This window comes from Roseibium sp., from assembly GCF_039982295.1.
Classification (GTDB): domain Bacteria; phylum Pseudomonadota; class Alphaproteobacteria; order Rhizobiales; family Stappiaceae; genus Roseibium.
In genome coordinates this window covers 119,373-144,965 of sequence record NZ_JBDWYP010000092.1, presented here as the reverse complement: position 1 = coordinate 144,965, position 25,593 = coordinate 119,373, and the positions used below count along the sequence as shown (strand labels likewise).

22 protein-coding genes are annotated in these 25,593 nt (G+C 57.7%); 13 read left to right on the top strand and 9 right to left on the bottom strand.

Features of this window, described 5'->3' with window-relative positions; all coding sequences use genetic code 11:
• Positions 1-9: 9 nt before the first annotated feature.
• From ABJZ52_RS20860 to pcaD, 5 genes are all read right to left on the bottom strand, one after another.
• A complete protein-coding gene (locus ABJZ52_RS20860; RefSeq protein ID WP_348190868.1) occupies positions 10-867 on the bottom strand; it encodes a CoA-transferase in 858 nt (285 codons plus the stop codon).
• 78 nt (positions 868-945) lie between these two features.
• Complete coding sequence (pcaG, locus tag ABJZ52_RS20855; protein ID WP_348190865.1) at positions 946-1,572, bottom strand: protocatechuate 3,4-dioxygenase subunit alpha; 627 nt, start codon at positions 1,570-1,572, stop codon at positions 946-948.
• Positions 1,573-1,575: 3 nt separating this feature from the next.
• Complete coding sequence (pcaH, locus tag ABJZ52_RS20850) at positions 1,576-2,334, bottom strand: protocatechuate 3,4-dioxygenase subunit beta (protein ID WP_348190862.1); 759 nt, start codon at positions 2,332-2,334, stop codon at positions 1,576-1,578.
• Between the two features lie 68 nt (positions 2,335-2,402).
• Entirely contained in the window at positions 2,403-2,792 is a 390-nt protein-coding gene (gene pcaC / locus ABJZ52_RS20845; protein ID WP_348190859.1) for a 4-carboxymuconolactone decarboxylase, read from the bottom strand.
• A complete protein-coding gene (gene pcaD, locus ABJZ52_RS20840; protein ID WP_348190856.1) occupies positions 2,785-3,579 on the bottom strand; it encodes a 3-oxoadipate enol-lactonase in 795 nt (264 codons plus the stop codon). Before pcaD ends, pcaC begins: the two co-directional genes overlap by 8 nt.
• 149 nt (positions 3,580-3,728) lie before the next feature.
• Here pcaD and pcaQ point away from each other — a divergent pair, with 149 nt between their 5' ends.
• The 9 genes from pcaQ to ABJZ52_RS20795 all read left to right on the top strand — a co-directional run bounded on the left by pcaQ (position 3,729) and on the right by ABJZ52_RS20795 (position 15,330).
• A complete protein-coding gene (gene pcaQ / locus ABJZ52_RS20835; RefSeq protein WP_348190854.1) occupies positions 3,729-4,658 on the top strand; it encodes a pca operon transcription factor PcaQ in 930 nt (309 codons plus the stop codon).
• Positions 4,659-4,858: 200 nt separating this feature from the next.
• On the top strand, positions 4,859-5,887 hold the full coding sequence (locus ABJZ52_RS20830) for a TRAP transporter substrate-binding protein (protein WP_348190851.1): 1,029 nt from the start codon (positions 4,859-4,861) through the stop codon (positions 5,885-5,887).
• Between the two features lie 68 nt (positions 5,888-5,955).
• The gene (locus ABJZ52_RS20825) at positions 5,956-6,453 is read left to right on the top strand and encodes a TRAP transporter small permease (protein WP_348190848.1); all 498 of its coding nucleotides are present in this window, start codon (positions 5,956-5,958) and stop codon (positions 6,451-6,453) included.
• Complete coding sequence (locus tag ABJZ52_RS20820; protein ID WP_348190845.1) at positions 6,446-7,834, top strand: TRAP transporter large permease; 1,389 nt, start codon at positions 6,446-6,448, stop codon at positions 7,832-7,834. The genes ABJZ52_RS20825 and ABJZ52_RS20820 overlap by 8 nt, the downstream gene beginning before the upstream one ends.
• 201 nt (positions 7,835-8,035) lie before the next feature.
• Entirely contained in the window at positions 8,036-8,914 is an 879-nt protein-coding gene (cysQ, locus tag ABJZ52_RS20815; protein ID WP_348190842.1) for a 3'(2'),5'-bisphosphate nucleotidase CysQ, read from the top strand.
• Positions 8,915-8,988: 74 nt separating this feature from the next.
• Positions 8,989-9,918, top strand: a complete 930-nt coding sequence (gene cysD / locus ABJZ52_RS20810; protein WP_348190839.1) for a sulfate adenylyltransferase subunit CysD — start codon at positions 8,989-8,991, stop codon at positions 9,916-9,918.
• Positions 9,918-11,870, top strand: a complete 1,953-nt coding sequence (cysN, locus tag ABJZ52_RS20805) for a sulfate adenylyltransferase subunit CysN (protein WP_348190836.1) — start codon at positions 9,918-9,920, stop codon at positions 11,868-11,870. The genes cysD and cysN overlap by 1 nt, the downstream gene beginning before the upstream one ends.
• Positions 11,871-12,063: 193 nt before the next feature.
• The gene (locus ABJZ52_RS20800) at positions 12,064-13,110 is read left to right on the top strand and encodes a YHYH protein (protein ID WP_348190833.1); all 1,047 of its coding nucleotides are present in this window, start codon (positions 12,064-12,066) and stop codon (positions 13,108-13,110) included.
• 120 nt (positions 13,111-13,230) lie between these two features.
• Complete coding sequence (locus ABJZ52_RS20795) at positions 13,231-15,330, top strand: molybdopterin oxidoreductase family protein (protein WP_348190830.1); 2,100 nt, start codon at positions 13,231-13,233, stop codon at positions 15,328-15,330.
• A 12-nt stretch (positions 15,331-15,342) separates the two neighbouring features.
• On the opposite strand, the gene ABJZ52_RS20790 is transcribed toward ABJZ52_RS20795, so the two are convergent.
• The 3 genes from ABJZ52_RS20790 to purM form a co-directional block, all read right to left on the bottom strand.
• Positions 15,343-16,467 carry a DNA alkylation repair protein gene (locus tag ABJZ52_RS20790; RefSeq protein ID WP_348190827.1) on the bottom strand — a complete coding sequence of 375 codons (1,125 nt, stop codon included), beginning with the start codon at positions 16,465-16,467 and terminating at the stop codon, positions 15,343-15,345.
• A 206-nt stretch (positions 16,468-16,673) separates the two neighbouring features.
• A complete protein-coding gene (purN, locus tag ABJZ52_RS20785; protein ID WP_348190825.1) occupies positions 16,674-17,327 on the bottom strand; it encodes a phosphoribosylglycinamide formyltransferase in 654 nt (217 codons plus the stop codon).
• Positions 17,324-18,406, bottom strand: a complete 1,083-nt coding sequence (gene purM, locus ABJZ52_RS20780; RefSeq protein ID WP_348190822.1) for a phosphoribosylformylglycinamidine cyclo-ligase — start codon at positions 18,404-18,406, stop codon at positions 17,324-17,326. Before purM ends, purN begins: the two co-directional genes overlap by 4 nt.
• A gap of 276 nt (positions 18,407-18,682) precedes the next feature.
• On the opposite strand from purM, the gene ABJZ52_RS20775 reads away from it, so the two are divergent.
• From ABJZ52_RS20775 to ABJZ52_RS20760, 4 genes are all read left to right on the top strand, one after another.
• Entirely contained in the window at positions 18,683-19,768 is a 1,086-nt protein-coding gene (locus ABJZ52_RS20775; protein ID WP_348190819.1) for an AI-2E family transporter, read from the top strand.
• Positions 19,769-19,780: 12 nt separating this feature from the next.
• On the top strand, positions 19,781-20,464 hold the full coding sequence (locus ABJZ52_RS20770) for a hypothetical protein (RefSeq protein WP_348190815.1): 684 nt from the start codon (positions 19,781-19,783) through the stop codon (positions 20,462-20,464).
• A gap of 90 nt (positions 20,465-20,554) precedes the next feature.
• The gene (locus ABJZ52_RS20765; RefSeq protein ID WP_348190812.1) at positions 20,555-22,774 is read left to right on the top strand and encodes an RNA degradosome polyphosphate kinase; all 2,220 of its coding nucleotides are present in this window, start codon (positions 20,555-20,557) and stop codon (positions 22,772-22,774) included.
• Positions 22,775-22,791: 17 nt separating this feature from the next.
• Entirely contained in the window at positions 22,792-24,318 is a 1,527-nt protein-coding gene (locus ABJZ52_RS20760) for a Ppx/GppA phosphatase family protein (protein ID WP_348190810.1), read from the top strand.
• A 75-nt stretch (positions 24,319-24,393) separates the two neighbouring features.
• On the opposite strand, the gene rnd is transcribed toward ABJZ52_RS20760, so the two are convergent.
• Positions 24,394-25,569, bottom strand: coding sequence for a ribonuclease D (gene rnd, locus ABJZ52_RS20755; protein WP_153769364.1), 1,176 nt, complete (start codon positions 25,567-25,569; stop codon positions 24,394-24,396).
• Positions 25,570-25,593 lie beyond the last annotated feature (24 nt).

Genomic DNA, 25,593 nt, shown 5'->3' with positions numbered 1-25,593 from the left:
CCGCGCTCCTCAGCCTTGGGTCTTCAGGTGTGCAACACGGGTAGCGAAAATATCCGACGTCTGTTCAAGAACATTGGCCTTCATCCAGTCCATGAACATATCTCTGTCGGCCGCGATCTTGTCCCACTCCAGGTAGGCGCCATTATCCCGGCTGTAATAGCCTTGTGTATAAGATGGGTGCGCTCCGCCCGGAACGACCGCAATGGAGCTTACGGTCCAGGCGGGCAGGACCGTCGCATTTGGCGAAAGATCATCGAAGTCATCGACGACTTCCTCAACGGTGACGATCGAGCGTTTGGCTGCCAGGACGCTTTCCTTTTGAACGCCGGTAATGCCTTCTAGGAACACATCCCCCTTGCGATTTGCCTTGAGCGCATGAATGACCGCAACATCGGGACGAAGCGCGGGCACGGCGGCCAGCTTTTCGCCTGTAAAGGGGCACTCGATCTGTTTGATGTTCGGATTGACCCGTGTCAGCTCTGCGCCCCGGTAACCCCGGAAAATGGCACAGGGCAGGCCGGATGCGCCCGCTTCATAGGCGTTCGCCATGGCGGCATGACTGTGTTCTTCGATCTCAAGCTGATGCGGCCAGCCATTTTCAAGTGCGTCCCGGAATCTGCGCAGCAGGCCAACGCCAGGATTGCCCGCGAAGGAAAAAATCATCTTCTTCACGCAGCCCATGCCGATCAGCTGGTCATATATTATGTCCGGCGTCATGCGCATCACGGTCAGACCCTTGCGGCCTTGGCGGATCGCCTCATGGGCAGCGGCATGCGGGATCAGATGGGTGAAGCCTTCAAAGGCAACGCTGTCGCCATCGTTGAGGGTGTTAGCAACCGCATCGGCCAGGGACTGAAATTTCGCCATGGTTCCTACTCGTTGGTCTTGTGAAAACAACCCGCAGGGGAAGAGCGGGTCGTTCTTTTGATTGAACGCGGGCGCCGATCAGACGTCGAAGAAGACGGTTTCGTTGTCGCCCTGCAGATAAATGTCGAAGCTATAGATGGTCTCGCCGTTTCTTTCGCGGCGTTGAGCGATCAGTGTTTGGCGCCGCTCTTCCTGCTCGATCAGGTTAAGCACCTGGTCCTCGCCATTTGCCGCTGTTTCATCGGAGAAATAGAGCCGGGTCTGCAGGCCGATGTTGATGCCGCGCGCAACAATCCAGAGACTGATGTGAGGTGCCTGGATCTTGCCGTTCCGGCCGGGCACCGGGCCTGGTTTGATCGTCTCGATCGTGAAAATTCCGGTTTCGAAGTCCGAGCAAATCCGGCCCCAGCCGCGAAAATCCGTTTCGACCGGTTTTTGCTGCCTATCTTCCGGGTGGTTGTATTTGCCTTCCGAGTTGGCCTGCCAGCTTTCGATCAGCACATCGCGCACAGGCGCGCCCGTTCCATCGAACACGCGGCCTTCAATCTTGATGCGTTCGCCCTTGGTGTCTGGACCAGCTACCACGTTGGAAAAATTGGTCTCGAAAATGTCGAAGCCGGCATAGTCGGGTGCAAGGCCAATGTGGACGTAGGGGCCAGCGGTCTGACTGGCGGTTTCCTTGAAATAATTCAGCGGCTGAACCATGGCTCAATTGCCCTCCAGACGGTTTTCAAACAAGGTCGAGCGGCGACCTCGCAGGACGATATCGAACTTGTAGGCGCGGCAGTCGAGGGGAATGCTTGCGTTGAGATCAAGTGGAGCGACCAGGCGCTTTATTGCGTCGTCATCCGGAATGGTTTTGACGATCGGGCAGATGTCGATCAGCGGATCGCCCTCGAAATACATCTGTGTGATCAAACGCTGCGTGAAGGAGGGCCCGAAAACCGACAGGTGGATGTGTGCGGGGCGCCAGCTGTTGACATAGTTGCGCCAGGGGTAGGGGCCGGGCTTTATCGTGCGAAAGAAATAGTAACCCTCGTCGTCGGTCAGGCATCGTCCACAGCCACCGAAGTTTGGATCGATGGGGGCGAGATAGGTGTCTTTCTTGTGCCGATAGCGCCCTCCGGCATTCGCTTGCCATGCCTCAACCAAGGTGTTTGATACCCCCTGGCCGCTTTCGTCGATCACGCGTCCATGAACGATTATCCGCTGACCAATGGGCTCGCCGTCCGTGGCATAGTTCAGGATCATGTCATGATCGAGCGCGCCAATATCATTGTGACTGAAGACCGGCCCTGTCAGTTCTGACAGGGACTGTTCCAGAGACAGCAAAGCCTTTTGTGGCGAGCGGGTGATCGATGTCTTGTAGGTAGGTGTATAGGCGGGAGGCTGGAGATTGCGGTCACGCTGAAAATATTCACCGGTCATCCGAGCCCTCTGGTCACTGTTCGATTGTTTGGTTGTCATGGGGTTCTCCCGGTAGCTGAATACCTTGCAGGCATTCCTTCGCGCCCCTCCTGAAGAAAGCGAAAAGCTTACTTCTTCAATCCCTGCAGGGTGTCCTTGGCCACTTTGATAGCGGTGTTGGCCGCAGGAACTCCGGCGTAGATGGCCACATGCATCAGGGCCTCCCGAATATCTTCCGCGCTCGCGCCTGTGTTTGCAGTCGCCCTGATGTGCATTGCCAGCTCTTCTTCGTGGCCGAGAGCTGCCAGCAGGGCGATGGTCACAATGGACCTTTCCCGCTTTGTCAGCGCATCGCCGGACCAGACTGTGCCCCAGGCACCTTCTGTGATCATCGTCTGAAACGGGCTGTCGAAATCCGTCATGTTTTCACTGGCCCGGTCGACATGAACATCGCCCAGAACGCTGCGCCGAGTGGCCATGCCGGTTTCATATCGGGAACCTGAGGTGCGATCAGACAATACTGTTCTCCTGAAAGAAATTGGTCATGGCATCAACAAGCTCATCGGGAAAGTCGATGCAGGGCAGATGCCCCGCGCCTTCAATGGGAACATAGCGCGCATTGTCGATGAGGCCGGCGGTGGCCTGGACCAGCTCCGGCGTGGTCGCCAGGTCTTCCGTTCCGCAGATGCAAAGAACAGGAAGCTTCAGTTGGCTCGCTTGCTGTGTGAAATCGGTGCCCCGGATTGCGGCGCAGGTTCCCAGATAGCCTTGTCTGGGGGTTCGCACCAACATGGCGCGCCAGCCTTCGAGTTCATCCGCGCATTGGGTTCTGAAGTCTGCCGAGAACCAGCGCGCAAGGATAGCTTCGGCCAAAACTTCTATGCCGCCCGCGTCGATCGCCTCCATCCGTGTAGTCCATGTGCCGTGATCGCCGATCTTTGCCGCCGTGTCGCAGAGAACCAGAGCCTGGACCGATTCCGGGCGCTTTAGAGCGATGCCTTGAGCAATCTGGCCACCAACTGAAAGCCCGACCACGATGACCGACTTCAGTTTGAGCGTATCCAGAAGAGCGGCCAGGTCATCGACATGATCGTCCATCGAATAGGGAGACGCAGGAGCAGTGCTCAATCCGTGTCCACGTTTGTCATAGCGCACGAGCCGGAAGGTTCCGGCTAGTTGCGCGCAAACGCGGTCCCAGATCCTGAAGTCGGTCCCAAGGCTGTTGGCGAAGACAAGAACCGGTAAATCGTCTTCGCCCGTATCGGTAAAATGAAGGACCTGGCCGTTTGCCCTGATCAAGTTCATCTGACTGGTGTCTCCTCACGCTGGTTCTCAAGCGAACCAGGCAGCTTGTCGGTTTGTCGTGACTTTTTGATTGATTGCATATTTTACTCTTTGTTCAGTTATGTAAAATGAGAAATCAAGCGAGAAAAATAACTCTTGGGAATGGAATGATGATTGATCCTCGAGTGAAGTACAGGCATGTCCAGTGCTTTTTGGAGGTTTCCAGAAGGCGGAGTTTGGTCAAGGCAGCGGATGCACTTTCGATCACACAGCCCGCCGTCTCCAAGACGCTCAAAGAGCTCGAGGATATCCTTGAGGTGCGTCTTTTTGAGCGCAGTCGCAAGGGCGTGTCTCTGACCCAGTTCGGCGAGGTCTTTCTGCACTATGCAGGCGCAAGTCTGGCGGCTTTGAAGCAGGGGCTGGACAGTGTCGCGCAGGCGCGCATGTCAGGCGAATCCTATCTAAATGTGGGCGTCCTGCCGAGCGTTGCCGCCCGCATAGTCCCGGATGCCGTCCAGACATTCCAGTCCGAAGAGAGTCTGGAGACCACCCTGACGCTCATCACCGGGCCGAACACGTTTCTCTTGAGCCGACTGCGGGTTGGCGAACTGGATCTGGTGGTGGGCCGACTGGCTGACCCCGAGCAGATGGCTGGTTTGTCCTTCGCGCATCTATATTCGGAAAGCGTATCGTTTGTGGTCCGGCGAGGTCACCCGCTTTTGTATGAAAAGAGCGGTGATTTGGCGAGGATTGCCGATTTTCCGGTTCTGTATCCGACCAAGGAAGCGATCATTCGCCCTTATATCGAGCGGCTTTTGATCACGCATGGCATTACCCGGTTGCCGAAGAGGGTCGAGACCATCTCCAACTCCTTCGGCAGAACCTACACGCTCGATACTGATGCAGTCTGGATCATTTCGAGCGGTGTTGTGTCGCGTGACATTGCCGCAGGCGAGCTTGTCGAATTGCCCCTTGAAACGTCGGAAACAACAGGTCCTGTTGGACTGACAACCCGTGCCGACGCACCGCCAACGCCGGCCTTGTTGATGTTTCAGAGCGCTCTACGGGCATCGGCTGAAAAGATGTCCATGCACCTGTAATCGGAGCGCGCTAGACTGCGTAAAACGACAATGCAGATACATAACTAGTGATTATTCATCACCTATGATTGCTTATTTTACATAACGAACGAGATAGCATAGCGTTTGGGGTCACTGGTGTTAGGCTTGGGAGGGCAGATGCACGGCGTCTGCGTTTGGAAGTCTTGGCTCATCGTGTATGACTAATTGGGAGGTTTGGTATGAAGCGTATTATGTCCGTTGCGGTTGGCCTCGCCACTGCAACCGTGCTGGCTGCATCAGCCAGTGCACAGGAAGTCACCCTGACATTTCACCATTTTCTTGGTCCGAAGGCTCCGGCACAGACCAAGATGATCGAGCCTTGGGCCAAGAGTGTCGAAGAGGCCTCCGGTGGCCGCATCAAGGTCGAGATCTTTCCGGCCATGTCGCTCGGTGGCAAGCCGCCTGAGCTCTATCGCCAGGCACGCGATGGTGTGGTCGATATTGTCTGGACGGTTCTGGGCTACACGCCGGGTGTTTTCCCACGCACGGAAGTGTTCGAACTTCCCACGGTTCACCGCGGCTCCGCCGAGGAAACAACCGTCGCGATCGCCAACTCCTGGGATCTGATCAAGGACGACTTCAAGGATATCAAGCCTATCCTCGTGCACACACACGGCGGACAGGCCTTCCATATGGTCGACAAGCCGGTCCGTACGCCGGACGATCTGGTCGGCATGAAGCTCCGGACCCCGTCGCGCATTGGTGGATGGACCATTGAGGCATTGGGTGCCGAGCCTGTGGGCATGCCGGTTCCCGCCCTGCCGCAAGCCCTGTCCAAGGGCATTGTTGCGGGCGCGCTGATTCCCTTCGAGATTGTGGCGCCGCTCAAGATCCAGGAACTGACCAAGCACTCGGTCGAGGGCCCGAACAGCTACCGCTTCGGCACTGCGACGTTCATGATCGGGATGAACAAGGACAGCTACGAAAGCCTTCCGGACGATCTGAAGAAGGTCATCGACGATCACTCCATGGGAAATATTGCTGAAACCTATGGCGCTGTCTGGGATGCCAGTGAAGAGGGCGGAAAGAAGCTTATTCGCGAGAAAAGTGAGCTGATCACCCTGTCCGACGACGAGTACGCCGCGTTTGACGAAAAGATGGCTCCCGTCGTTGAGCGTTGGGTTGCTGACGCCAATGGCAACGGGCTTGATGGTTCGGGCATGGTGGATGCAGCACGCGCTGCCGTCGCCGAAGCCAGCGGCAACTAGCATTTCCGGCTTACCTACTGCGCGAACGGCGTGTGAGCGCCGTTCGTTTCTTTTCCAAGGTCTGAAAAATGTACTCTTTGCTGCAGCGAGCGATCAGCTTCTGGGCACTCTTGGGTGGAGTGCTCGTGGTCGCAATTGTGCTGGTAACGGCGGTGAATGTCGGTGCTTTCATTCTTGACTCGATCCTGAAAAACTTTGGGATCTTTGTGTCTGCCCTGCCTGGGTATGAGGATTTTGTCCGTCTGGCGATCAGTGCAGCCGCGCTCAGCTTCTTTCCCTACTGTCAGATGAAACGCGGGCATGTTGCGGTTGAGCTCTTCGTTCAGAACTTCCCTCAATGGCTGCAACGGACCCTCGACAAGCTGTGGCTCCTGCTGACCATGACGCTGGCGGTCTTTCTTGCCTACTGGATGTGGATCGGCTTGCTCGAAACGCGCTCTGACAACACGATGACTGCCGTTTTGGGCTGGGCCGAGTGGCCATGGTATCTGCCGGGTGTCGTGTCGATGGCGCTCTGGGCGCTCATTTCTCTGGCGCAGGCCTTCGGAGCCAAATCCCATGGGTGAAATGGAATTCATCGGCATTGCCGGTCTCGCCGTGCTCTTCTTCCTGTTGGCACTGAGGATGCCGGTCGGCCTCGCGATGCTGCTTGTCGGCGTTGGCGGCACTTACGCCTTGTCGCTTACGGTCTCCTATGTACGGTTCGGGCCATATGTAAAGCAGTTCAAATCGCTGCTCTGGTCGAACATGGCGAACTACGATCTGTCGGTTGTCCCGCTCTTCGTCTTTATGGGCTATCTCGCCAGTCAGGCCAATTTGAGCCGGGACCTCTTCCAAGGCATGAACGCGCTCATGGGCCGGTTTCGCGGCGGCGTGGCTATGTCGGCCATTGGCGCATGTGCAGGCTTTGGCGCCGTATGCGGGTCGTCCCTTGCCACGGCTTCAACCATGGGTCGCGTGGCTTTGCCCGAATTGCGCAAGTTGAATTACTCCCCGCGTCTGGCGACCGGTGCGCTTGCGGCTGGCGGAACTCTCGGGATCCTGATTCCACCTTCCGTGGCGCTTGTGATCTACGCGGTCATCGTTGAAGCCTCGATCATCGAGATGTTTCGGGCTGCCATCATCCCCGGATTTATTGCCGTCGTCTTCTTCATTGCAGTGATCGCGCTTCTTGTTCGATGGAAGCCGGACCTGGCGCCATCAGTTTCCGACATGGACAAGGCGCAAAGGCGCCGTGCGATCCTCAAGCTCATTCCGGTGCTGCTAATCTTTGGCTCGATCATTGTCGGCCTCGGGATCGGTCTGTTCACACCCACACCTGCCGCCGGGGTTGGTGTCTTTGCCATCCTGGTCTATGGCTTTGCGCAGCGGTTTTGGAACGACGAAGGATTGCGCCTTGGCGGCGTGAAGACTGCATTGCTGGAAACGGCGATCACAAGTGGAATGATCTACTTCATTCTGTTTGGCGCCGAGGTGCTGAAGGGCTTTTTCACGCGGGCCGGCTTGCCATCGGCCATGGCAACATGGGCAGGCACCAGCGGCCTTGATCCCTGGCTGATCCTGGTTCTCATGCTTCTGATCCTGGTGGTTCTCGGCTGCTTTATGGAATCGCTCGCGATGATCCTGGTTGTCGTGCCGTTTTTCTGGCCGGTCCTGATCGATCTGAACGGCGGCGACTACGCAACAGCGGCGTCTTCCACATTTGGTATGGATGCGGAAGATCTGAAGATCTGGTTCGGGATCCTTGCTTTAATCGTGGTCGAGCTGGGGCTCATGACGCCACCCGTGGGTCTGAATGTCTTCATCATCAATGCGTTGGCGAAGGACATCCCCATGTCGGAGACGTTCCGCGGCGTGGTGCCATTCTTCCTGGTCGAGATCGTTCGAATAGGATTGATCATAGCCTTCCCGGTGCTCGTCCTTCTGGTGCCGACCATGCTCAGTTAGTCGGGGCAACTGGTCATCAAATCTCAAAACCCCTTGCCTGATCGGCGAGGGGTTTTTCGTTTTGGGTGCCTGCGTTTTTGTCAAAGCGCATATTTGAGATTAAAAAACCCTGCCACCTGACTTTGAGCGGAAAGCCATTCGTTACCGTCTCAAGGGATTGAGGATAGCTTCTCCATAAATTCGAACCTGCCAGGATTTATCGTGCCGGATAACGTTCAAAGCCAGTCGCAATTGTCTCTTCTTCTTTCGCTCGCGGTTTCCGCCGGCTCTGAAATTCTGTCAGTTTACGGCGAGGATTTTGCGGCTGAGACGAAGTCTGACGGATCTCCAGTGACGGTTGCAGATGAGAGGGCCGAGGGTGTCATTCTGGCCGGGCTCGCCAAGGCATTTCCCACTGTTCCTGTGATCGCGGAAGAGGCGGTCGAGGCGGGCAATCTACCTGACGTGGGCGAACGCTATTTCCTGGTTGATCCGCTGGATGGAACGAAGGAATTCGTCAGCCGCAATGGCGAATTCACGGTGAACATCGCGTTGGTTGACCAGGGCGTTCCGGTGTTTGGCGTCGTCTATGCCCCGGTGCTCGGTGATATCTACTGGGGTGGTGCGCTTCCATCTGATTTGGCAGCACCGGATGCCTCAGGCGAGGGCGCTTTCAAGGCGAAGGTTGTCGACAGCGAGATTGTCGATGCAGCGCCGATCACAGTGCGCAAGGCGCCGCCTGAAGGGCTTTCAGTTCTGGCCAGCCGCTCGCATTTGTCTCAAGAAACCGCTGCCTTCATCGAACGCTTCAAGGTTGCCGAATGCGTGTCGTTTGGCTCGTCTCTGAAGCTCTGCGTGGTGGCAGAAGGCAGGGCGGATCTCTATCCACGGCTTGCCCCGACCATGCAGTGGGACATTGCAGCGGGCGATGCTGTTTTGAGGGCCGCTGGTGGTCAGGTTCTTGAGGCGCAGAGCTGGCAACCGCGCGCTTACCGGATTCCAGTAGGTGCGACCAAGTCCGATCTTCTCAATCCGCATTTTGTCGCCCTGTGCGACACGGCGCTCCTGGCCGAGGCCGGGATCGTTCCAGAGCCCGCATAAGCCGGGCTTGAATCGTATTTGTTATTACATCGGTTCCCGCAAGGGCTGGTGAGAGCTGTAAAAGGTTGATCCTGATGGACATCACGGCAACAGGCCTGACGGCCGAACGTCTGAGTAACTTGCGTCGGTTGGAAGCGGAGAGCATTCACATCATCCGCGAGGTTGCGGCCGAATTTCGCAATCCGGTGATGCTCTATTCGATCGGCAAGGACTCCGGCGTTATGCTTCATCTCGCGATGAAGGCTTTCTATCCCTCGAAGCCGCCGTTTCCGCTCCTTCATGTGGATACGACCTGGAAGTTCCGGGACATGATCACATTCCGAGACGAGACGGCAAAGCGGCTGGGGCTGGACCTGCTCGTTCATACCAATCCGGAGGGCTTGGAAAAGGGCATCGGCCCCTTCTCGCACGGCTCTTCGGTGCACACGCACATCATGAAGACCGAGGCGCTGAAGCAGGCACTTGATGAATACGGCTTTGATGCAGCCTTTGGCGGTGCGCGGCGTGATGAAGAAAAGAGCCGCGCCAAGGAGCGTGTCTTTTCATTCCGCAACGCCTCTCATGGCTGGGATCCGAAGAACCAGCGTCCAGAGCTTTGGAACGTCTACAATGCGCGTGTCGCCAAAGGAGAGAGCATCCGGGCGTTTCCGCTGTCGAACTGGACCGAGCTCGATATCTGGCAATACATATTGACCGAGAATATCCCGATGGTGCCGCTCTATTTGGCCGCCAAGCGCCCGGTGGTCGAGCGCGACGGCATGCTCATGATGGTCGATGACGAGCGCATGGAGATCCAGCCTGGTGAAGAGGTTATGGAGAAGATGGTCCGCTTTCGCACCCTTGGCTGCTATCCGCTGACCGGGGCGATCGAATCTGACGCCGATACACTTGAAGCCATCGTCAAGGAAATGCTGATCGCGCGGACATCCGAACGGTCCGGCCGTCTGATTGACCACGACGACAGCGCGTCCATGGAAAAGAAAAAGCGCGAGGGCTACTTCTGATGTCGAGCACAGATACATCCACGGCGACAAGCACAGCCCCGCAAGAGGCGGTCACCGATTACATCCTCGCGCAGGAGCAAAAGGACCAGCTGCGGTTCCTGACCTGCGGCTCGGTGGACGACGGCAAGTCAACGCTGATCGGGCGTCTGTTGTTCGATACGAAGCTGATCTTTGAAGATCAGTTGGCGTCCCTGGAAAAAGACAGCCGCAAACACGGAACTGTGGGCGAAGACATTGATCTGGCGCTTCTGGTGGATGGTCTTGAGGCTGAGCGCGAGCAGGGCATCACCATTGATGTGGCCTATCGCTTTTTTGCCACCGACAAGCGCAAGTTCATTGTTGCCGATACGCCGGGCCATGAGCAGTACACCCGCAACATGGCGACAGGCGCCTCGACCGCCGATCTGGCAGTGCTTCTTGTGGACGCCCGCCACGGGTTGATGGTTCAGACCCGACGTCACGCCTTCATCGCCTCGCTGCTTGGCATTCGCCACGTGGTGCTGGCGGTGAACAAGATCGATCTGGTCGACTTCTCCGAAGAGCGCTTCAACGAGATCAAGAGCGACTTTGAGACTTTTGCCGCAGGCTTCGACTTCGAAAGCCTTGAGGCCATTCCCATGTCCGCGCGCTATGGCGACAATGTCACCGGACGCAGCGAGAAAATGGGCTGGTACAATGGTCCAACTCTTCTGGAGCATCTGGAAGGGGTCCAGATCGGCGAACATGAACTGGCGCAGCCATTCCGCCTGCCCGTGCAGTGGGTGAACCGCCCCAATCTCGACTTCCGTGGGTATTCGGGCACGATTGCTGCCGGATCCGTTCAGGTCGGCGATGAGCTTGTCGTCTCGGCTTCCGGCAAGACATCCAAAGTGGATCAGATCCTGACGCCTCAAGGTGAAGCCCGGCTTGCAAGGGCAGGTGAGGCCGTTACGATCACCCTGGAAGATGAAATCGACATCTCTCGCGGTGACCTTCTGGCGGCGGCAGGTTCGCGTCCGGATGTGGCCGACCAGATGGCAGCTCATCTGATCTGGATGGCCGAAGACGCGCTGATGCCGGGCCGCTCCTACATCATGAAGATGGGTGCCAAGACGGTCACGGCGACGGTGACGGAGATCAAGCACAAGATCAATGTCAACTCCTTCGAGCATGTGGCAGGCAAGCAGCTGGAGCTCAACGAGATTGCCTTTTGCAATCTTGCACTGGCAGCCCCCGTTGCCTTTGACCCGTATGAGGCCAACCGCACCACGGGATCCTTTATCCTTATTGACCGGGTGACCAACGCTACAGTCGGAGCAGGCATGGTCTGGTTCGCGCTACGCCGGGCGACCAACATCCACTGGCAGGCGCTTGAGGTCGACAAGACCGCCCGTGCGGACAGCCTGGGCCAGAAACCAGCTGTACTGTGGTTCACAGGCCTCTCTGGCTCGGGCAAATCGACCATTGCCTCGATCGTTGAGAAGAAACTTCACCTTGAAGGCCGGCACACCTACACGCTGGACGGTGACAACGTCCGGCACGGCCTCAACAAGGATCTGGGCTTCACGGATGTGGACCGGGTGGAGAACATCCGAAGGGTCGGCGAGGTGGCGCGGCTCTTTGCTGATGCGGGCCTGATCACGCTCGTCTCCTTCATCTCGCCATTCCGCGCCGAGCGCCAGCTTGCACGCGAAATGGTGGGTGAGGGCGAGTTCATCGAGGTCTTCGTCGACACGCCGATCGAGGAATGCAAGAAGCGCGATCCCAAGGGGCTCTACGCCAAGGCCGAGGCCGGTGAGATCAAGAACTTCACGGGTATCGACAGCCCCTATGAAGCCCCCGAAGATCCGGAACTTGTGCTCAACAACGTTGGAAAAGACCCGGAAGACGTCGCCGAGGAAGTCATTAGATACCTAAGGGCCAATAACTATCTTCTGTCGCCCTCTCTCGTCTCTGGTGGCGGCGGGATCTGACGACTGAGAGACTCTATGGAGTTGCGCCAGAGGCCTGCAGATGACGTCACCTGCAGGCTTTGTTTTCAATGTGGCAAGGAATGTTTCCAAGCCTACATCTCGATACAAATTCCCGGTGATCCTGGGCTTGGAAATCAAGTTTTGACGTCGCAAGTTCCTGATGACTTTGGCCAATACGGCATGGGAACGAGACATGAAATTCGAACATCAACTTTTTCAGCCGCTGGTCACGGGCGCTTTTTTGATCTCGATGCAATGTGGCGCTGGCGCCCATGAGAGCAGCCTGCATTTGCAGGGCGAATCGGAAGTCATTGAGCAGACGGCTGCCGAGGCCTTGTGGGATATGTTCGTCGCGAAGGCGGAAGCTTCTGCGACATTCTCTGTTTCGGGCAACAAGCGGATCATCACTGCCAACGGTTATCCCGACATTGCGCCGGGTAATTTCCCCAATCGCGGCAACCCGCATGCGATCAGCACGAAGAACTATCAGCTCTCCGTACCGCTTGAACCGAAAAGGAACAGCCAGGCAACCGCCATCGGCAACAAACCTTTCGGCATTGGACTGAACGGTGTGCTCATGGATCCGGGAACTGCTGAAACCTGGCAAAACGACAGGCAGTCGGGATGGAACTACGAGGCGAAGGGCGGAGCCTGCAGGTTGGGCCTCGACAAGTTCAACGCCCATGTTCAGCCTGACGGTACCTACCACTATCACGGCCTCCCGACCGGTCTGATGGCTCAAAATGGCGGTCGAAAGAGCCCGGCCCTGATTGGGTATGCTGCGGATGGGTTTCCGATCTATGGCAACTATGGCTATTCAGATTCCGCCAAACCTTCGTCAATGAAGAAGCTGAACAGCAGCTACGTTGTAAAATCCGGCACACGGCCGAGCGGCCCCGGCGGCCCCTACAACGGCGTCTTTACACAGGATTACGCATATCAGGATGGCAAGGGCGATCTGGACCAGTGCAACGGCCGCTTTGCGGTAACGCCCGCGTACCCGAACGGCACGTATCACTATGTGTTGACCGATAGCTTTCCATTCATTCCCCGTTGCTGGATGGGATCTCCTGATCAGAGCTTTAGCCGCTTGAAAAGGGGCGGCGGAGCGAGACGGGCGCGGCTTGCGGGACACGGCGAACGTCTCGGCCAAGGCGCAGAAATGCGCCCCCCCAGAGGAGCCGGCCCACGCCCCGACGGTGCACGTCGCGGCGGCAAGATGCCGTGCTCGGGTAGTTAGGTCATCAGTCAAATGAACTAGAATTCAGAGGTGTCAAGGCCCGCGCTTGTGCGGGCTTTTGCTTGACAGTTGACGTGTTCCCGATGACTTTGCAGCGTCTCCATGAAAGATATCGGCACCATGAACAAGCCTGTTAAGCCAACTGCATTTTCCACCTGTCCGCACGATTGCCCATCGGTCTGCGCACTTGATGTCGAGCTTCTGGAAGATGGAAAAGTAGGGCGGCTGCGTGGTTCGGCGCTAAACACTTATACGGCCGGTGTTATCTGTGCGAAGGTGGCGCGGTACTCCGAGCGTCTCTACCACCCGGATCGCCTTTTGAAGCCGCTCCGCCGGATCAGCGCCAAGGGAGAAGGGCGTTTCGCAGAGGTTTCCTGGGATGAAGCTCTCGATCTGATCGCGGCAAAATTCCTGCAGATTGAAGCCGAGTTCGGGGCGCAGAGCATCTGGCCCTATCATTACGCCGGTACCATGGGGATGGTTCAGCGCGATTCAATTCACCGGTTCCGACATGCGAAGGGGTATTCGCTCCAGTTCGACAGCATCTGCACCAACATGGCCTGGACGGGCTACGTGGCCGGCACCGGAAAGCTGGCGGGTCCCGACCCGCGCGAGATGGCCGTCTCTGATCAGATCGTCATTTGGGGGACCAACCCGGTTGCCACGCAGGTCAACGTGATGACCCATGCAATCGCAGCCCGCAAAAAGCGCGGCGCCAAGATCATCGTGATCGATGTCTACCGGACCGAGACCATGAAACAGGCGGACATCGGACTGGTCCTGAAGCCAGGCACAGATGCTGCTTTGGCTTGCGCGATCATGCATATTCTGTTCCGCGATGACCTGGCGGACCAAGACTATCTGGCCAGGTTTACCGATTGTCCGCTCGAACTTGAGGCGCACCTAAAGTCAAAGACGCCTGAATGGGCGGCAGCTGTCACCGGGCTCGATGTTGCACAGATCGAAGAAGTTGCCCTGTTGATCGGCCAGGTTCCCAGAACCTACTTCCGTCTCGGCTATGGTTTTACCCGCTCTCGCAATGGCGTGGTCGGTATGCATGCGGCAGCCTCCATCGGCGCCGTGACAGGGTGCTGGCAGCATGAAGGTGGCGGCGTCTTCCACAACAATGGCGCCATCTACGAACTCGACAAATCAATGGTCGAAGCGACCGATCTGAAGGACCCGTCTGTCCGCGCACTTGACCAGAGCCTGATCGGCCGTGTGCTGACCGGCGATGAGGCAGCACTTCTCGGCGGTCCGCCAGTGAAGGCCATGTTGATCCAAAACACCAATCCTGTGTCGGTAACCCCGGAACAGGAGCTTGTGAAAAAGGGCTTCGCTCGAGAGGATCTTTTCACGGTGGTGCATGAGCAGTTCATGACCGAAACGGCGCAAATGGCGGACATCGTCCTGCCCGCGACCCAGTTCCTCGAACACGATGACCTCTACAAGGGGGGCGGGCAGCAGCATCTGTTGTTGGGGCCAAAGGTTGTCGAGGGGCCCGAGGGACCGAAGGAAAATCTCTATGTTCTGAACGAACTGGCGCACCGCCTCGGCGCCCCGGATCATCCAGGCTTCAAGATGACCGCCCGCGAGCATATCGACTGGATGTTGCAGCAGTCCGGTTACGGAACCCTGGAGGAGCTGGAGACCACGCGTTGGATCGACCTGCAGCCTGACTTTGAGACCTCCCACTTTCTCAACGGTTTCGGCCACGAGGACGGCAAGTTTCATTTTCGTCCCGATTGGGGCCGCTCTGCAGCGCCGAACAAGCCTGCGTCGGGGCAGGCGATGGGGCCCTGGACAACGATGCCAGAGCTGCCGGATCAATGGGACGCCATCGAGGCTGCTGACGATCGCCACCCCTTCCGTTTGGTGACTGCGCCAGCACGTTCCTTTCTCAATTCCAGCTTCAATGAAACCGAGAGTGGGCGGAAGAAGGAAAAGCGGCCCGAGGTCTGGCTGCTTCCGGATGAGGCCGCCCTCTATGGCGTATCAGACGGCGATCTTGTGAAGATGGGCAATGACCGCGGCGTCATCACCCTGCATGCCCGGTTTTACGAGCACCTAACGCCAGGCACGGTGATCTCAGAAGGGATCTGGCCGAACGATGCCTTTGTGGACGGCAAGGGCATCAACACGCTCGTTGGTGCCGATCCGGTCGCTCCGTATGGCGGCGCGGCGTTTCACGACACTGCTGTTTGGATCCGCAAGGCTTAGCGCCTGAGAAAATTATATCTCCAACTCGAAATCGGCCTTTGCAACGCTCTGTCCGTTGATCTGAACTTCGATCGCATGTGTCCCAGGATAATAGGTGCGGGTTGTGATCGGTCGAATGCTGTGCCGTTTCACCAGATGGATGTCCTGATCGGGCTCAAGTTCGAAGGTTTTCCATTTGAAGGCCTTCGGAGAGGTTTTGCCGTTGGCCTTGCGATGATGGATGACGAAATCGACCACCAGACGCTGTTTCGTTTCCGCTGTTGACGTGAGTGTAATGCCGAACTCAATCGCGTCGCCGAGAGTGATCCTCTCTGTGGCATGAAACGCCTCGACCGAGATTTGCGGGTTGCCATAACCCAGGGCCGACAATGTACCCGGATGGCCTTGCTTTATGAGACTGCGGCAAGCGTGTTTGATCAACCGGCCTCTGTTTTTGTTCCCATTGTCCTTCCAGCGCCGGGCAAGATCGGCAATGACATCCGGGTGGTCCTTGGAAATGTCGTTCAAATGATTGGCGACCGACCGCCGAACATATTCCTCCGGGTCATCTCTGAGTGCTTCCAGCAAAGGCAGGAGCGGCGCGGGGTCCGCCATAAAGGCGGGCAACCTCATCGCCCAGGGCAGGCGGGGACGTGTGCCTTCCGAGATGAGCCGGCGTACATGACGGCTCGGGTCGTCGATCCAGCCTGCCAGCGTTTGAAGACACCGTTCCGGCTCACGAAGGAGGATGTAGCGGATGCCAAACTCCGCTGTCAGGCGCTTGGTCAGCTCCTTCATCAGGTCCATAGACGTGTCGAAATGCTCGGCGCCAAGCTGTCCGGCATAGTCGCACATCGGTGCAATCGCCCAACCTGCAATTCCCGCCTCTGTAATCGTTGCACCTGCAAGATCTGCATCGTCATCAGGAGCAAGCGAGGCGAGAAAGATCTCCGCAGTTTTTTCATAGTCCCGAGGTAGATAGTTTTTCAGTCCCTCCAGAACCCGGTTGGAGCGCTGTTTCAACTCCAGTTCGTCAAAGCCATCCAGAACGCTCTGCTGAAAGCCTCTTGCATCAAATTCTGACCAATGGCGTGAGAAATGGTCTGCCATGCCTTCGACCAGTGCATCATTGAAAAGGTATTTCAGTGGCTCAGCCATTTTGGTGCGTTCCTGTGAGGTGAAGAGGTTCGGAGAACATTCCTCTGATGACACTCGCAGGTCGTGATCGGCAAGACGCCAAGGTGCTGAAATCGGACGACAGAATGCAGCCTCCTGACAACGCTATGTCAGGAGCAAGTCCGATTGTGCACCAGGGTTTCAATACGCAGCGAAAGTGAAGGCAGAGCTACACGGGATAAATCGGATCAGGGCGCGATCAGAGTGTCAGAACCTGCAGCGTCAGTGTCGGCGGTTGACACCTTCTGGCCTTTGACCCTGGCTTTGCCATTTGCGACCAGTTCCAGGGCCCTGGGGTAGATCTGATGCTCGACGCCAAGGACGCGTGCACCAAGGGTTTCGGGCGTGTCGTCCTCAAGCACTGGCACGGCGCCTTGCATGATGATCGGACCGTCATCCATTTCCGCAGAGACGAAATGAACGGTGGCGCCATGCAGCTTGACGCCCTCATCCAGCGCCCGCTCGTGGGTGTTGAGCCCCTTGAAGCTTGGCAGCAGCGCCGGGTGAATATTGATCATGCGGTCGCGCCACTCGTTGACCAAAAAAGGCGTGAGCAGGCGCATGAATCCGGCGAGCGCCACCAGTTCGATGGCATTGTCCTTCAGGAGGCCATTGAGCGCATGCTCGAAAGCCTCGCGGTCGCCCTTGTAGTCCCGGTGATCCACCACTGCGGTCTTGATTCCAAGGTCTGCTGCTTTGGCCAGACCCGCGGCGTCGGGCTTGTTGGACACCACAAGACCGATTTCCGCGGGGTAGCTTGGCGACATGGCCGAGGAAATAAGCGACATCATATTGCTGCCGCGTCCGGAAATCAGCACCGCGACTTTTTTGCGGGGGCTCATTCGCCAAGTCCCAGGGAGTTGGCAAAGAGCACCGGCGCGTCCCCTGCGTTGGAAACCTCGCCGATACGGAAAACCGTCTCTCCTTCACCAGCGAGGATTTCGCTGATCTTGTCAGCTTCATCTGCGGCGACGACGACGACCATGCCGACCCCGCAGTTAAAGGTGCGCAGCATCTCCGCTTCGGCAACGCCGCCAGACTTTGAAAGCCATTTGAAGACGGGAGGGCAATCGATCGCACTCAGATCGATTGTCGCCGACGTGTCAGCCGGCAGAACCCGGGGCAGGTTTTCCGGAAGCCCGCCGCCGGTGATATGGGCGAGAGCCTTGATGCCCGACGAACCCTTGAGAGCTGCAAGCAGCGGCTTCACGTAGATCTTGGTCGGCGTCATCAGAGCTTCGCCAAGGGACTTGCCATCAGCGAAAGGAGCTGGGTCCTCCCATGACAGGCCTGACAGCTCGACGATCTTTCGGACCAGGGAATAGCCATTGGAGTGGACGCCGGAGGATGCAAGGCCCAACAGAACGTCGCCAGCGCCAACATCCTTGCGTGGCAGGATCTCTCCTCGCTCGACCGCACCGACCGAGAAGCCGGCAAGGTCATAGTCGTCTTCGGCGTACATACCCGGCATTTCAGCCGTCTCACCGCCGATGAGAGCCGATCCCGCCATCTTGCAGCCGTCTGCAATCCCGGCCACCACATCGGTTGCCGTCTCGAGATCGAGCGCGCCACAGGCAAAGTAGTCCAGAAAGAACAGAGGCTCGGCGCCCTGAACGATCAAATCATTGACGCACATGGCAACCAGGTCGATCCCGACCGTGCGATGTTGCCGCGTATCGATAGCAATCTTGAGCTTTGTGCCGACACCGTCGTTGGCTGCCACCAGGATTGGATCCTTGAAACCGGCTCCCTTGACGTCGAATAAGCCGCCAAAGCCGCCAATATCGCTGTCAGCACCTGGGCGGGCCGTCGCCTTGACCAGAGGCTTGATACGCCGGACGAGCTCATTGCCTGCATCGATGTCGACGCCGGACTGGGCATATGTCAGACCGTTATCTCCAGAGGGCTTGGTGTCACTCATGAGGCTCTCCGATGTATGCGGCTTGGATCCAAACAGATACGCACGCGCTTACAGGCTGTCTGTGCGGAATACAAGGGGAGGGCAGGACCTGGCATGGCGGAAACAGGTGGAAGAACCTGCAAATGCCCGATCCTTTGAGCGTTTGCCACAGGACGCCGGACCGCCTCGCGGTCTTGACCTTTTCCGGTCGACATTCCTAAGTGCGAAGGAACTTGAGCGGCTTAACAGTCAACGGACACTCGCAGAGCCGGATCGCACGAACATGGAGAAACTGAAATGAACCTTCGCCGACACGTTCAGTTCTGGCTGCTGTCGCTGATTGCTTTCATCGCGTTCATGATGGTTTTCTCAGAGGTGCTGCTGCCATTTGTGGCCGGTATGGCGGTCGCCTACCTGCTCGACCCGGTTTGTGACTGGCTTGAAACGAAGGGGATGGGGCGCCTTTGGGCAACGCTCTGCATCCTCTTTGCCTTTGTCGTGGTTCTCGTGATGTTTTTCCTCATGGTGCTGCCGGTTCTTGGAAATCAGCTCGCGGCATTCCTCGAAAAGCTTCCCGAATTGGTGAAACAGCTTCAAGGCCTCCTCTCGAGCAATCTTGGAGAGCGGTTGCTTGGCATGTCCGGTTTGACCGGTGAGGATCTGCAGTCGTCCATGGGAGATTTGATCGGTCAAGGTGCTGGATGGGTTGCAGGACTTGCCAAATCGATCTGGAGCGGCGGACAGGCGCTTCTCTCTGTGCTGTCGCTCTTCGTCGTCACACCGGTTGTTGCGTTTTATCTCTTGCTGGACTGGGACCGTATGGTCGCGCGGATCGACGGCTGGTTGCCGCGTCAGCACCTTACGACGATCCGTTCTCTCGCAGGGGAAATGGATACGGCCGTTGCTGGCTTCGTGCGTGGCCAAGTCTCAGTCTGTGTGCTCTTGGGACTGTTTTATGCCATTTGTCTCATGCTGGCCGGGCTGAACTTTGGCCTTCTCATCGGTATGGGCGCCGGCCTCGTCAGCTTTATTCCCTTTGTGGGCGCAGGGCTTGGATTTATCGTTTCGCTCGGTGTTGCTTTGGTCCAGTTCTGGCCAGATTGGACCATGATCGTTGTGGTTGGTATCATCTTCGCGATTGGCCAGTTTCTGGAGGGAAATGTCCTTCAGCCCAAATTGGTCGGAGAGAGCACGGGCTTGCATCCGGTCGCTTTGATGTTTGCGCTGTTTGCCTTTGGATATCTCTTTGGATTTGTGGGGATGCTGATTGCCGTTCCCGCAGCCGCCATGATCGGTGTACTTGCGCGTTTCGCCTTGAGGCAGTACCTAGCGAGCCCATTGTACACGGGGACCGGGCGCCAGGAGGCGACCCCTGAGGAATAGGCGCTTTAAGATATGGCGGAACCACCTCGTCAGCTGCCCTTGGAATTGCCGCATGAGCAGGCGCTGGGCCGGGATGACTATCTCGTCGGCAGCTCCAACCGCGCCGCATTCGATCTTCTCGAACGTTGGCCGGACTGGCCCTCGGCTGTTGTTGTCCTGGCCGGACCGGTTGGCGCCGGCAAGACCCATCTGGTGGAAGCATGGCATGAGGACACAGGCGCATCGGTTCTCGCGGCTGCAGATCTGACGGTCGAAAGCGTGACGGGCCTGGTTGCGGCTGGCGCCGTTGCCTTGGAAGATGCGCATAAAGGTGTGGATGAGACGGCCTTGTTTCATCTGCTCAATGCCGCTCGTCAGGCGGGCGTACGCGTTCTGATCACCAGCCGTACGTGGCCGACGGCCTGGAACCTGACCCTTCCTGATCTGGTGTCTCGGCTGAGGGCCGCGACCCCCGTCGAAATTCTCGAGCCAGACGACAATCTTTTGCGTCAGGTCCTGGTGAAACTCTTCGCAGATCGTCAAATTGTCATTGATCCAGGAGTAGTCGAATATCTGGTTGTCCGCATGGAGCGGTCTTTGGGCGTTGCGGGCAGGGCTGTGGAAGCCATTGATCGGGAAGCACTTGCAGGCCGCGTGAAGATCACAAAGCCTCTTGCGGGAAGGGTGCTCGAAGTCGTACAGGCGGGCAACGGCTGAAACGTTTGAAACAGCGCTGGGCAGTCCGTCTGTCCAGGTTTCAGGAAGTCAGGTTGTACGCTGGAAACTGCCAGCGTGAAGGAGACGGGGATGAACGAGAACGTCGATCTATCAAAGGCAGTTGAGGCATCGGCGAGCGCCCCCAACTCGCTGACGACGGATCCGGGAACCGAGATCAGCGATCTTGCGAATTCTCCCGCCCGTTTCATGAACCGGGAGCTGTCATGGCTTCAGTTCAATCACCGGGTTCTCGAAGAAGCGATGAACCGCAACCATCCGCTTCTTGAGCGGGTGCGCTTCCTTTCCATTTCAGCGAACAATCTCGATGAGTTCTTCATGGTACGCGTTGCAGGCCTGCGCGGTCAGCAAAGGGCGGACGTGACCCATCGCTCGGATGATGGCCTTGGGCCGACCGAGCAACTCGAAAAGATCTCCGAGGCCGTGCGCGGCCTGCAGGCGTCGCAACAGTCGATCTGGCGTGAGCTCAGGGCCGAGGTTGCAGAAAAAGGCATTGAGATCCTCGACACCCGGACGATCAGCGACGAGGACCGGTCATGGTTGGAAGATCATTTCCTGTCCTACATTTTTCCGGTGCTGACGCCGCTTGCGATTGACCCAGCTCACCCCTTCCCGTTCATACCCAACCTTGGTTTCTCGATCGTCTTCCAGCTTGCCCCGGTCGGGGGCGGACGCGGGATGATCGCCTTGCTCCGTATTCCCGGTCAGGTCGCTCGCTTCGTCCAGCTGCCTGACGGGGCTGGGGGAGCGTCCCGTTTCGTTGCGATCGAACGCGTGATCGGTCTTTTCATCGGCAGGCTCTTCCCGGGCTACGAGATCCTCGGAAAGGGTGCATTTCGCGTCATTCGCGACAGCGACCTGGAGATTGAAGAAGAAGCAGAGGATCTGGTACGTCTGTTCGAAAGCGCATTGAAGCGCCGACGCCGCGGATCGGTCATTCGGCTGGAAATCCAGGACACGACGCCGCCAGCCTTGCGCGAGTTCGTCGCCGACGCACTGGATGTCGAAGAGCACGAGATCTTCCTTGCCGACGGCCTTCTCGCGCTTAACAATCTGTCGCAGCTGGTCGACCTTGAGCGCAATGACCTCAAGTTCGAGCCATACACGGCCCGTTTCCCGGAGCGGATCCGCGAGCACGGCGGTGATTGTTTCGCCGCGATCCGACAGAAGGATATCGTCGTCCATCACCCCTACGAATCCTTCGATGTGGTCGTTCAGTATCTGCGGCAGGCGGCGCAGGATCCCGATGTCGTTGCGATCAAGCAGACGCTCTATCGCACGTCGAGAAATTCACCCATCGTCAAGGCTCTGGCCGAGGCTGCTGAAGCGGGCAAGTCGGTCACCGCCCTTGTCGAGTTGAAGGCTCGCTTTGATGAAGCGGCCAATATCAAATGGGCACGTGATCTGGAACGTGCGGGGGTTCAGGTTGTCTTCGGCTTTATCGAGCTGAAGACCCACTCGAAGCTGTCCATGGTCGTGCGGCGTGAACATGGTGAGCTCAAGACTTATTGCCACATCGGGACTGGTAACTATCACCCGATCACCGCCCGGATTTACGAGGATCTGTCATTCTTCACCGACGATCCGAACATCGCCCAGGAAGCGGCCCGTGTTTTCAACTACATCACGGGCTATGCAGAACCTGCAGAGTTGAAGGCCCTTGCGGTATCTCCTGTCAATTTGCGCTCGCGCATGCTGGAGCTGACGGAGGCCGAGATTGGCCATGCCAAGGCGGGACGTCCGGCACAGATCTGGATGAAGATGAATTCACTCGTCGATCCACAGATCATCGATGCTCTTTACCGAGCAAGTGAAGCCGGTGTTCAAGTTGACCTGATCATTCGCGGTATTTGCTGTCTCCGCCCTGGTATTCCTGGCCTGTCTGAGAACATCCGCGTCAAATCCATCGTCGGACGTTTTCTCGAGCATTCGCGGATCTTCTGTTTCGGCAACGGGCACGGCCTGCCGTCACCACAAGCGCATGTCTACATCGGTTCAGCTGATTTGATGCCGCGTAACATCGACCGTCGTGTTGAGGTTCTAGTGCCGCTGCAGACCGCAACGGTGCACGAACAGGTGCTCGACCAGATCATGGTCGCAAACCTCAAGGACAACCAGCAAAGCTGGCGCATCCTGCCAGACGGAAGCCATGAACGGGTTGTTCCTGCTCCCAGCGAGGAACCCTTCAATGCCCATCGCTATTTCATGACAAATCCGTCACTGTCCGGTCGTGGAAAGTCGCTCAAGAGTGATCGCCCGCGTCCGTTTCTAAAGCGCCCGGAACGTGGCTAAGGTGAAAATTGGACGAAATGACAGGTAGTTTTTCTCCGGCCCGGGGTCGGCTCAATGGCACTGGTCCCATCGCAGTGGTCGACATCGGGTCCAACTCTGTGCGTCTGGTTGTCTATGAGCGCAAGGCTCGGACGCCGACTATGCTTTTCAACGAGAAAGTTCTCGCAGGATTGGGCCGCGGCATCGCGGCATCTGGCCGGTTGTCCGATGAATCGATTGAAATCGCGCTCGGCGCCGTGAAGCGCTTTCGTGCGCTGTCAGATCACATCGGGGTTCAGGAGACCCATGTCATTGCCACCGCCGCCGCTCGTGACGCAGAAAACGGGGCTGAGTTCGTTGCGCGCGTGGAGGAGGTTCTGGGTGAGCCTGTCCGGATTCTGGATGGTAACGAGGAAGCCTTTTATTCGGCTCTTGGGGTCGTCGCCGGTTTCTGGGAACCTCGCGGCATCGTCGGCGATATGGGGGGCGGCAGTCTGGAGCTGGTGCAATTGGCCGGAAACAAACCGGGCAGGGGCACCACGTTTCCGCTTGGTGGCCTGCGCATTCAGGAAGAGGCAGACGGCAAGATCTCCAAGGCGCAGAAAATCGCCGAAGAATGCCTGTCCGAGTACACGTGGCCGGACATGGCCGATGGCGAGCGCGTATTTTACGCGGTTGGCGGGACGTGGCGCTCTCTTGCGCGGCTGCACCAGAAGCAGAAGAAATATCCGCTGCATGTGATGCACAACTACGAGATTGATGGCCAGGAGGCTATTGCCTTCTGCAAGTCACTGCAAAAGGTCAATCTGGAAGGCGTCGATTCAGCCGAGGTCGTGTCCAAGCAGCGTCGCGCACTTGTGCCCTTTGGGGCTGTCGTACTGGAGCAGATCCTGCGCTCCATGCGCGCTGACAAGGTCGTCTTGTCGGCGACGGGCGTGCGCGAGGGGCTTTTGCATGAAAAGCTGCCGGCGGAAATTCAGGTGCAGGATCCGGTCATTGAAGCTGCCCGAGAACTTTCCATCTTGCGCGCGCGCTCTCCGGAACACGCAGAGGAACTGATTGCGTGGACGGACGGTATTTTTGAAGCACTCGAGATCGAGGAAACGGGACAGGAGCGGCATCTGCGCCATGCGGCCTGCCTTTTGTCCGACATCGGCTGGCGCGCTCATCCTGATTACCGTGGAGAGCAAAGCCTCAACATTATCTCCAATGCAGCCTTCGTCGGGCTGGATCATGCGGCGCGCGCCTATTTGGCGGCAGCAGTCTTCTACCGTCATCAGGGCTTGAATGAGGACGGCCTTTCACCTGTGGTCCGCAAGCTCTCAACAGAGCGTTTGAGCCAGCGTGCGCGGATCCTGGGAGCAGCACTCCGGGTGGCGTCCCTGTTGAGTGCGTCCATGCCCGGCGTCTTGCCGCAGACATCCGTTCTGGCCGATGATGAAATGGTTATCCTGCGGCTGCCAGCCAATTTGTCGACCTTTGAGGGCGAGCGCCTTCGCAAGCGCCTCGGACAGTTTGCCAAGCTTATTGGCTCGAAAGGGATGATTGCCGTACTGCCTGCCTGAGAAAAAGGTGGGTGACGCTGAGCAACAAAAAAACGCGCCATGTGGCGCGTTTTTCATTTCAAATGCTGGAAAGTGTTACTCAGCCGCTTCTGCGTTTTCCGGCTGCTGATCGATCGCGACGATCTGGCGATCGCGGAAGGCCAGAGCCACTTCGCCGCGTTTCAGCTTCAGCGCCGTTTCTCCGAAGAGTTCGAGGCGCCAGCCCTTCATGGCAGCAACATCCGCATGATCGTCGGCCGCGATTTTTTCAAGGTCATCAACGGTGGCGATCACTTTGGATGCAACACCATGGGCCTCGCTTACGAGTTTCAGTAGAACCTTGAGAAGGTCGACAGCGGCGGCAGATCCGTCAGGCGCCTGGCGCCCCTTGGGCAGTTTCGGCAGTTTGTCGCGCGGAATGGCCATAGCCCGTTTGACGGCCTTGAGGATTTCATCTGCCGATTTTGACCGCTCGAATCCGCGCGGAATTGTCCGCAGGCGACCGAGAGCCTCCGCTGTTTGCGGCTGCTGTGCGGCGACCTCATAGATGGCGTCGTCTTTCAAAACCCTGCTGCGCGGCACGTCGCGCCCCTGGGCTTCACTCTCACGCCAGGCGGCGACTTCCATCATGACGGCAAGCTCGATGGGCTTGCGCACCCGCATCTTGAGCCGCTGCCAGGCATTGGCAGGCTCCGTATGGTAGGTTCCCTCCGAGGTGAGAATTTTCATCTCGTCCTCGACCCAATGGCTGCGGTTCTGCTCTGCCAGGTTGGCCTTCAGGAATTGATAAGCGTCGCGCAGGTGTGTGACGTCAGCCAGGGCATAGTCCAGCTGTTTCTGGGTCAGCGGGCGGCGCGCCCAATCGGTAAAGCGCGAGGATTTGTCGATCCGTGCCCCTGTGACCTTGTAGATCAGCTGGTCATAGGAAATCGAGTCGCCGAAGCCGCAGACCATTGCCGCGACCTGCGTGTCAAAAAGAGGCGCGGGTATCAGACCGCCCAGCTTGAAGACGATCTCGATGTCCTGGCGTGCGGCGTGAAACACCTTTGTCACGCTCTCGTCGCGCATGAGCGCGAAAAACGGCTCGAGATCCAATCCGTCCGCAAGGGCATCAACGATGAAGGCCATATCAGGACCAGCCATCTGAATGACGCAAAGCTTCGGCCAGAAAGTTGTTTCTCGCAAAAATTCCGTGTCGACCGTGACATAGTCGTGGGCGGCGAGGCGCTCGCAAGCGTTGGCGAGTTCTGTTGTATTCGTAATCACATGCATGGTGATCGGGAGCTATATCGCAGT

What these genes read in the sequence shown, in the direction of transcription:
- ABJZ52_RS20860 (WP_348190868.1), bottom strand. Translation starts at nt 867, where the DNA reads ATGGCGAAATTTCAGTCCCTGGCCGATGCGGTTGCTAACACCCTCAAC.
- pcaG (WP_348190865.1), bottom strand. Translation starts at nt 1,572, where the DNA reads ATGGTTCAGCCGCTGAATTATTTCAAGGAAACCGCCAGTCAGACCGCT.
- pcaH (WP_348190862.1), bottom strand. Translation starts at nt 2,334, where the DNA reads ATGACAACCAAACAATCGAACAGTGACCAGAGGGCTCGGATGACCGGT.
- pcaD (WP_348190856.1), bottom strand. Translation starts at nt 3,579, where the DNA reads ATGAACTTGATCAGGGCAAACGGCCAGGTCCTTCATTTTACCGATACG.
- pcaQ (WP_348190854.1), top strand. Translation starts at nt 3,729, where the DNA reads ATGATTGATCCTCGAGTGAAGTACAGGCATGTCCAGTGCTTTTTGGAG.
- ABJZ52_RS20830 (WP_348190851.1), top strand. Translation starts at nt 4,859, where the DNA reads ATGAAGCGTATTATGTCCGTTGCGGTTGGCCTCGCCACTGCAACCGTG.
- ABJZ52_RS20825 (WP_348190848.1), top strand. Translation starts at nt 5,956, where the DNA reads ATGTACTCTTTGCTGCAGCGAGCGATCAGCTTCTGGGCACTCTTGGGT.
- ABJZ52_RS20820 (WP_348190845.1), top strand. Translation starts at nt 6,446, where the DNA reads ATGGGTGAAATGGAATTCATCGGCATTGCCGGTCTCGCCGTGCTCTTC.
- cysD (WP_348190839.1), top strand. Translation starts at nt 8,989, where the DNA reads ATGGACATCACGGCAACAGGCCTGACGGCCGAACGTCTGAGTAACTTG.
- cysN (WP_348190836.1), top strand. Translation starts at nt 9,918, where the DNA reads ATGTCGAGCACAGATACATCCACGGCGACAAGCACAGCCCCGCAAGAG.
- ABJZ52_RS20800 (WP_348190833.1), top strand. Translation starts at nt 12,064, where the DNA reads ATGAAATTCGAACATCAACTTTTTCAGCCGCTGGTCACGGGCGCTTTT.
- ABJZ52_RS20795 (WP_348190830.1), top strand. Translation starts at nt 13,231, where the DNA reads ATGAACAAGCCTGTTAAGCCAACTGCATTTTCCACCTGTCCGCACGAT.
- ABJZ52_RS20790 (WP_348190827.1), bottom strand. Translation starts at nt 16,467, where the DNA reads ATGGCTGAGCCACTGAAATACCTTTTCAATGATGCACTGGTCGAAGGC.
- purN (WP_348190825.1), bottom strand. Translation starts at nt 17,327, where the DNA reads ATGAGCCCCCGCAAAAAAGTCGCGGTGCTGATTTCCGGACGCGGCAGC.
- purM (WP_348190822.1), bottom strand. Translation starts at nt 18,406, where the DNA reads ATGAGTGACACCAAGCCCTCTGGAGATAACGGTCTGACATATGCCCAG.
- ABJZ52_RS20775 (WP_348190819.1), top strand. Translation starts at nt 18,683, where the DNA reads ATGAACCTTCGCCGACACGTTCAGTTCTGGCTGCTGTCGCTGATTGCT.
- ABJZ52_RS20770 (WP_348190815.1), top strand. Translation starts at nt 19,781, where the DNA reads ATGGCGGAACCACCTCGTCAGCTGCCCTTGGAATTGCCGCATGAGCAG.
- ABJZ52_RS20765 (WP_348190812.1), top strand. Translation starts at nt 20,555, where the DNA reads ATGAACGAGAACGTCGATCTATCAAAGGCAGTTGAGGCATCGGCGAGC.
- ABJZ52_RS20760 (WP_348190810.1), top strand. Translation starts at nt 22,792, where the DNA reads ATGACAGGTAGTTTTTCTCCGGCCCGGGGTCGGCTCAATGGCACTGGT.
- rnd (WP_153769364.1), bottom strand. Translation starts at nt 25,569, where the DNA reads ATGCATGTGATTACGAATACAACAGAACTCGCCAACGCTTGCGAGCGC.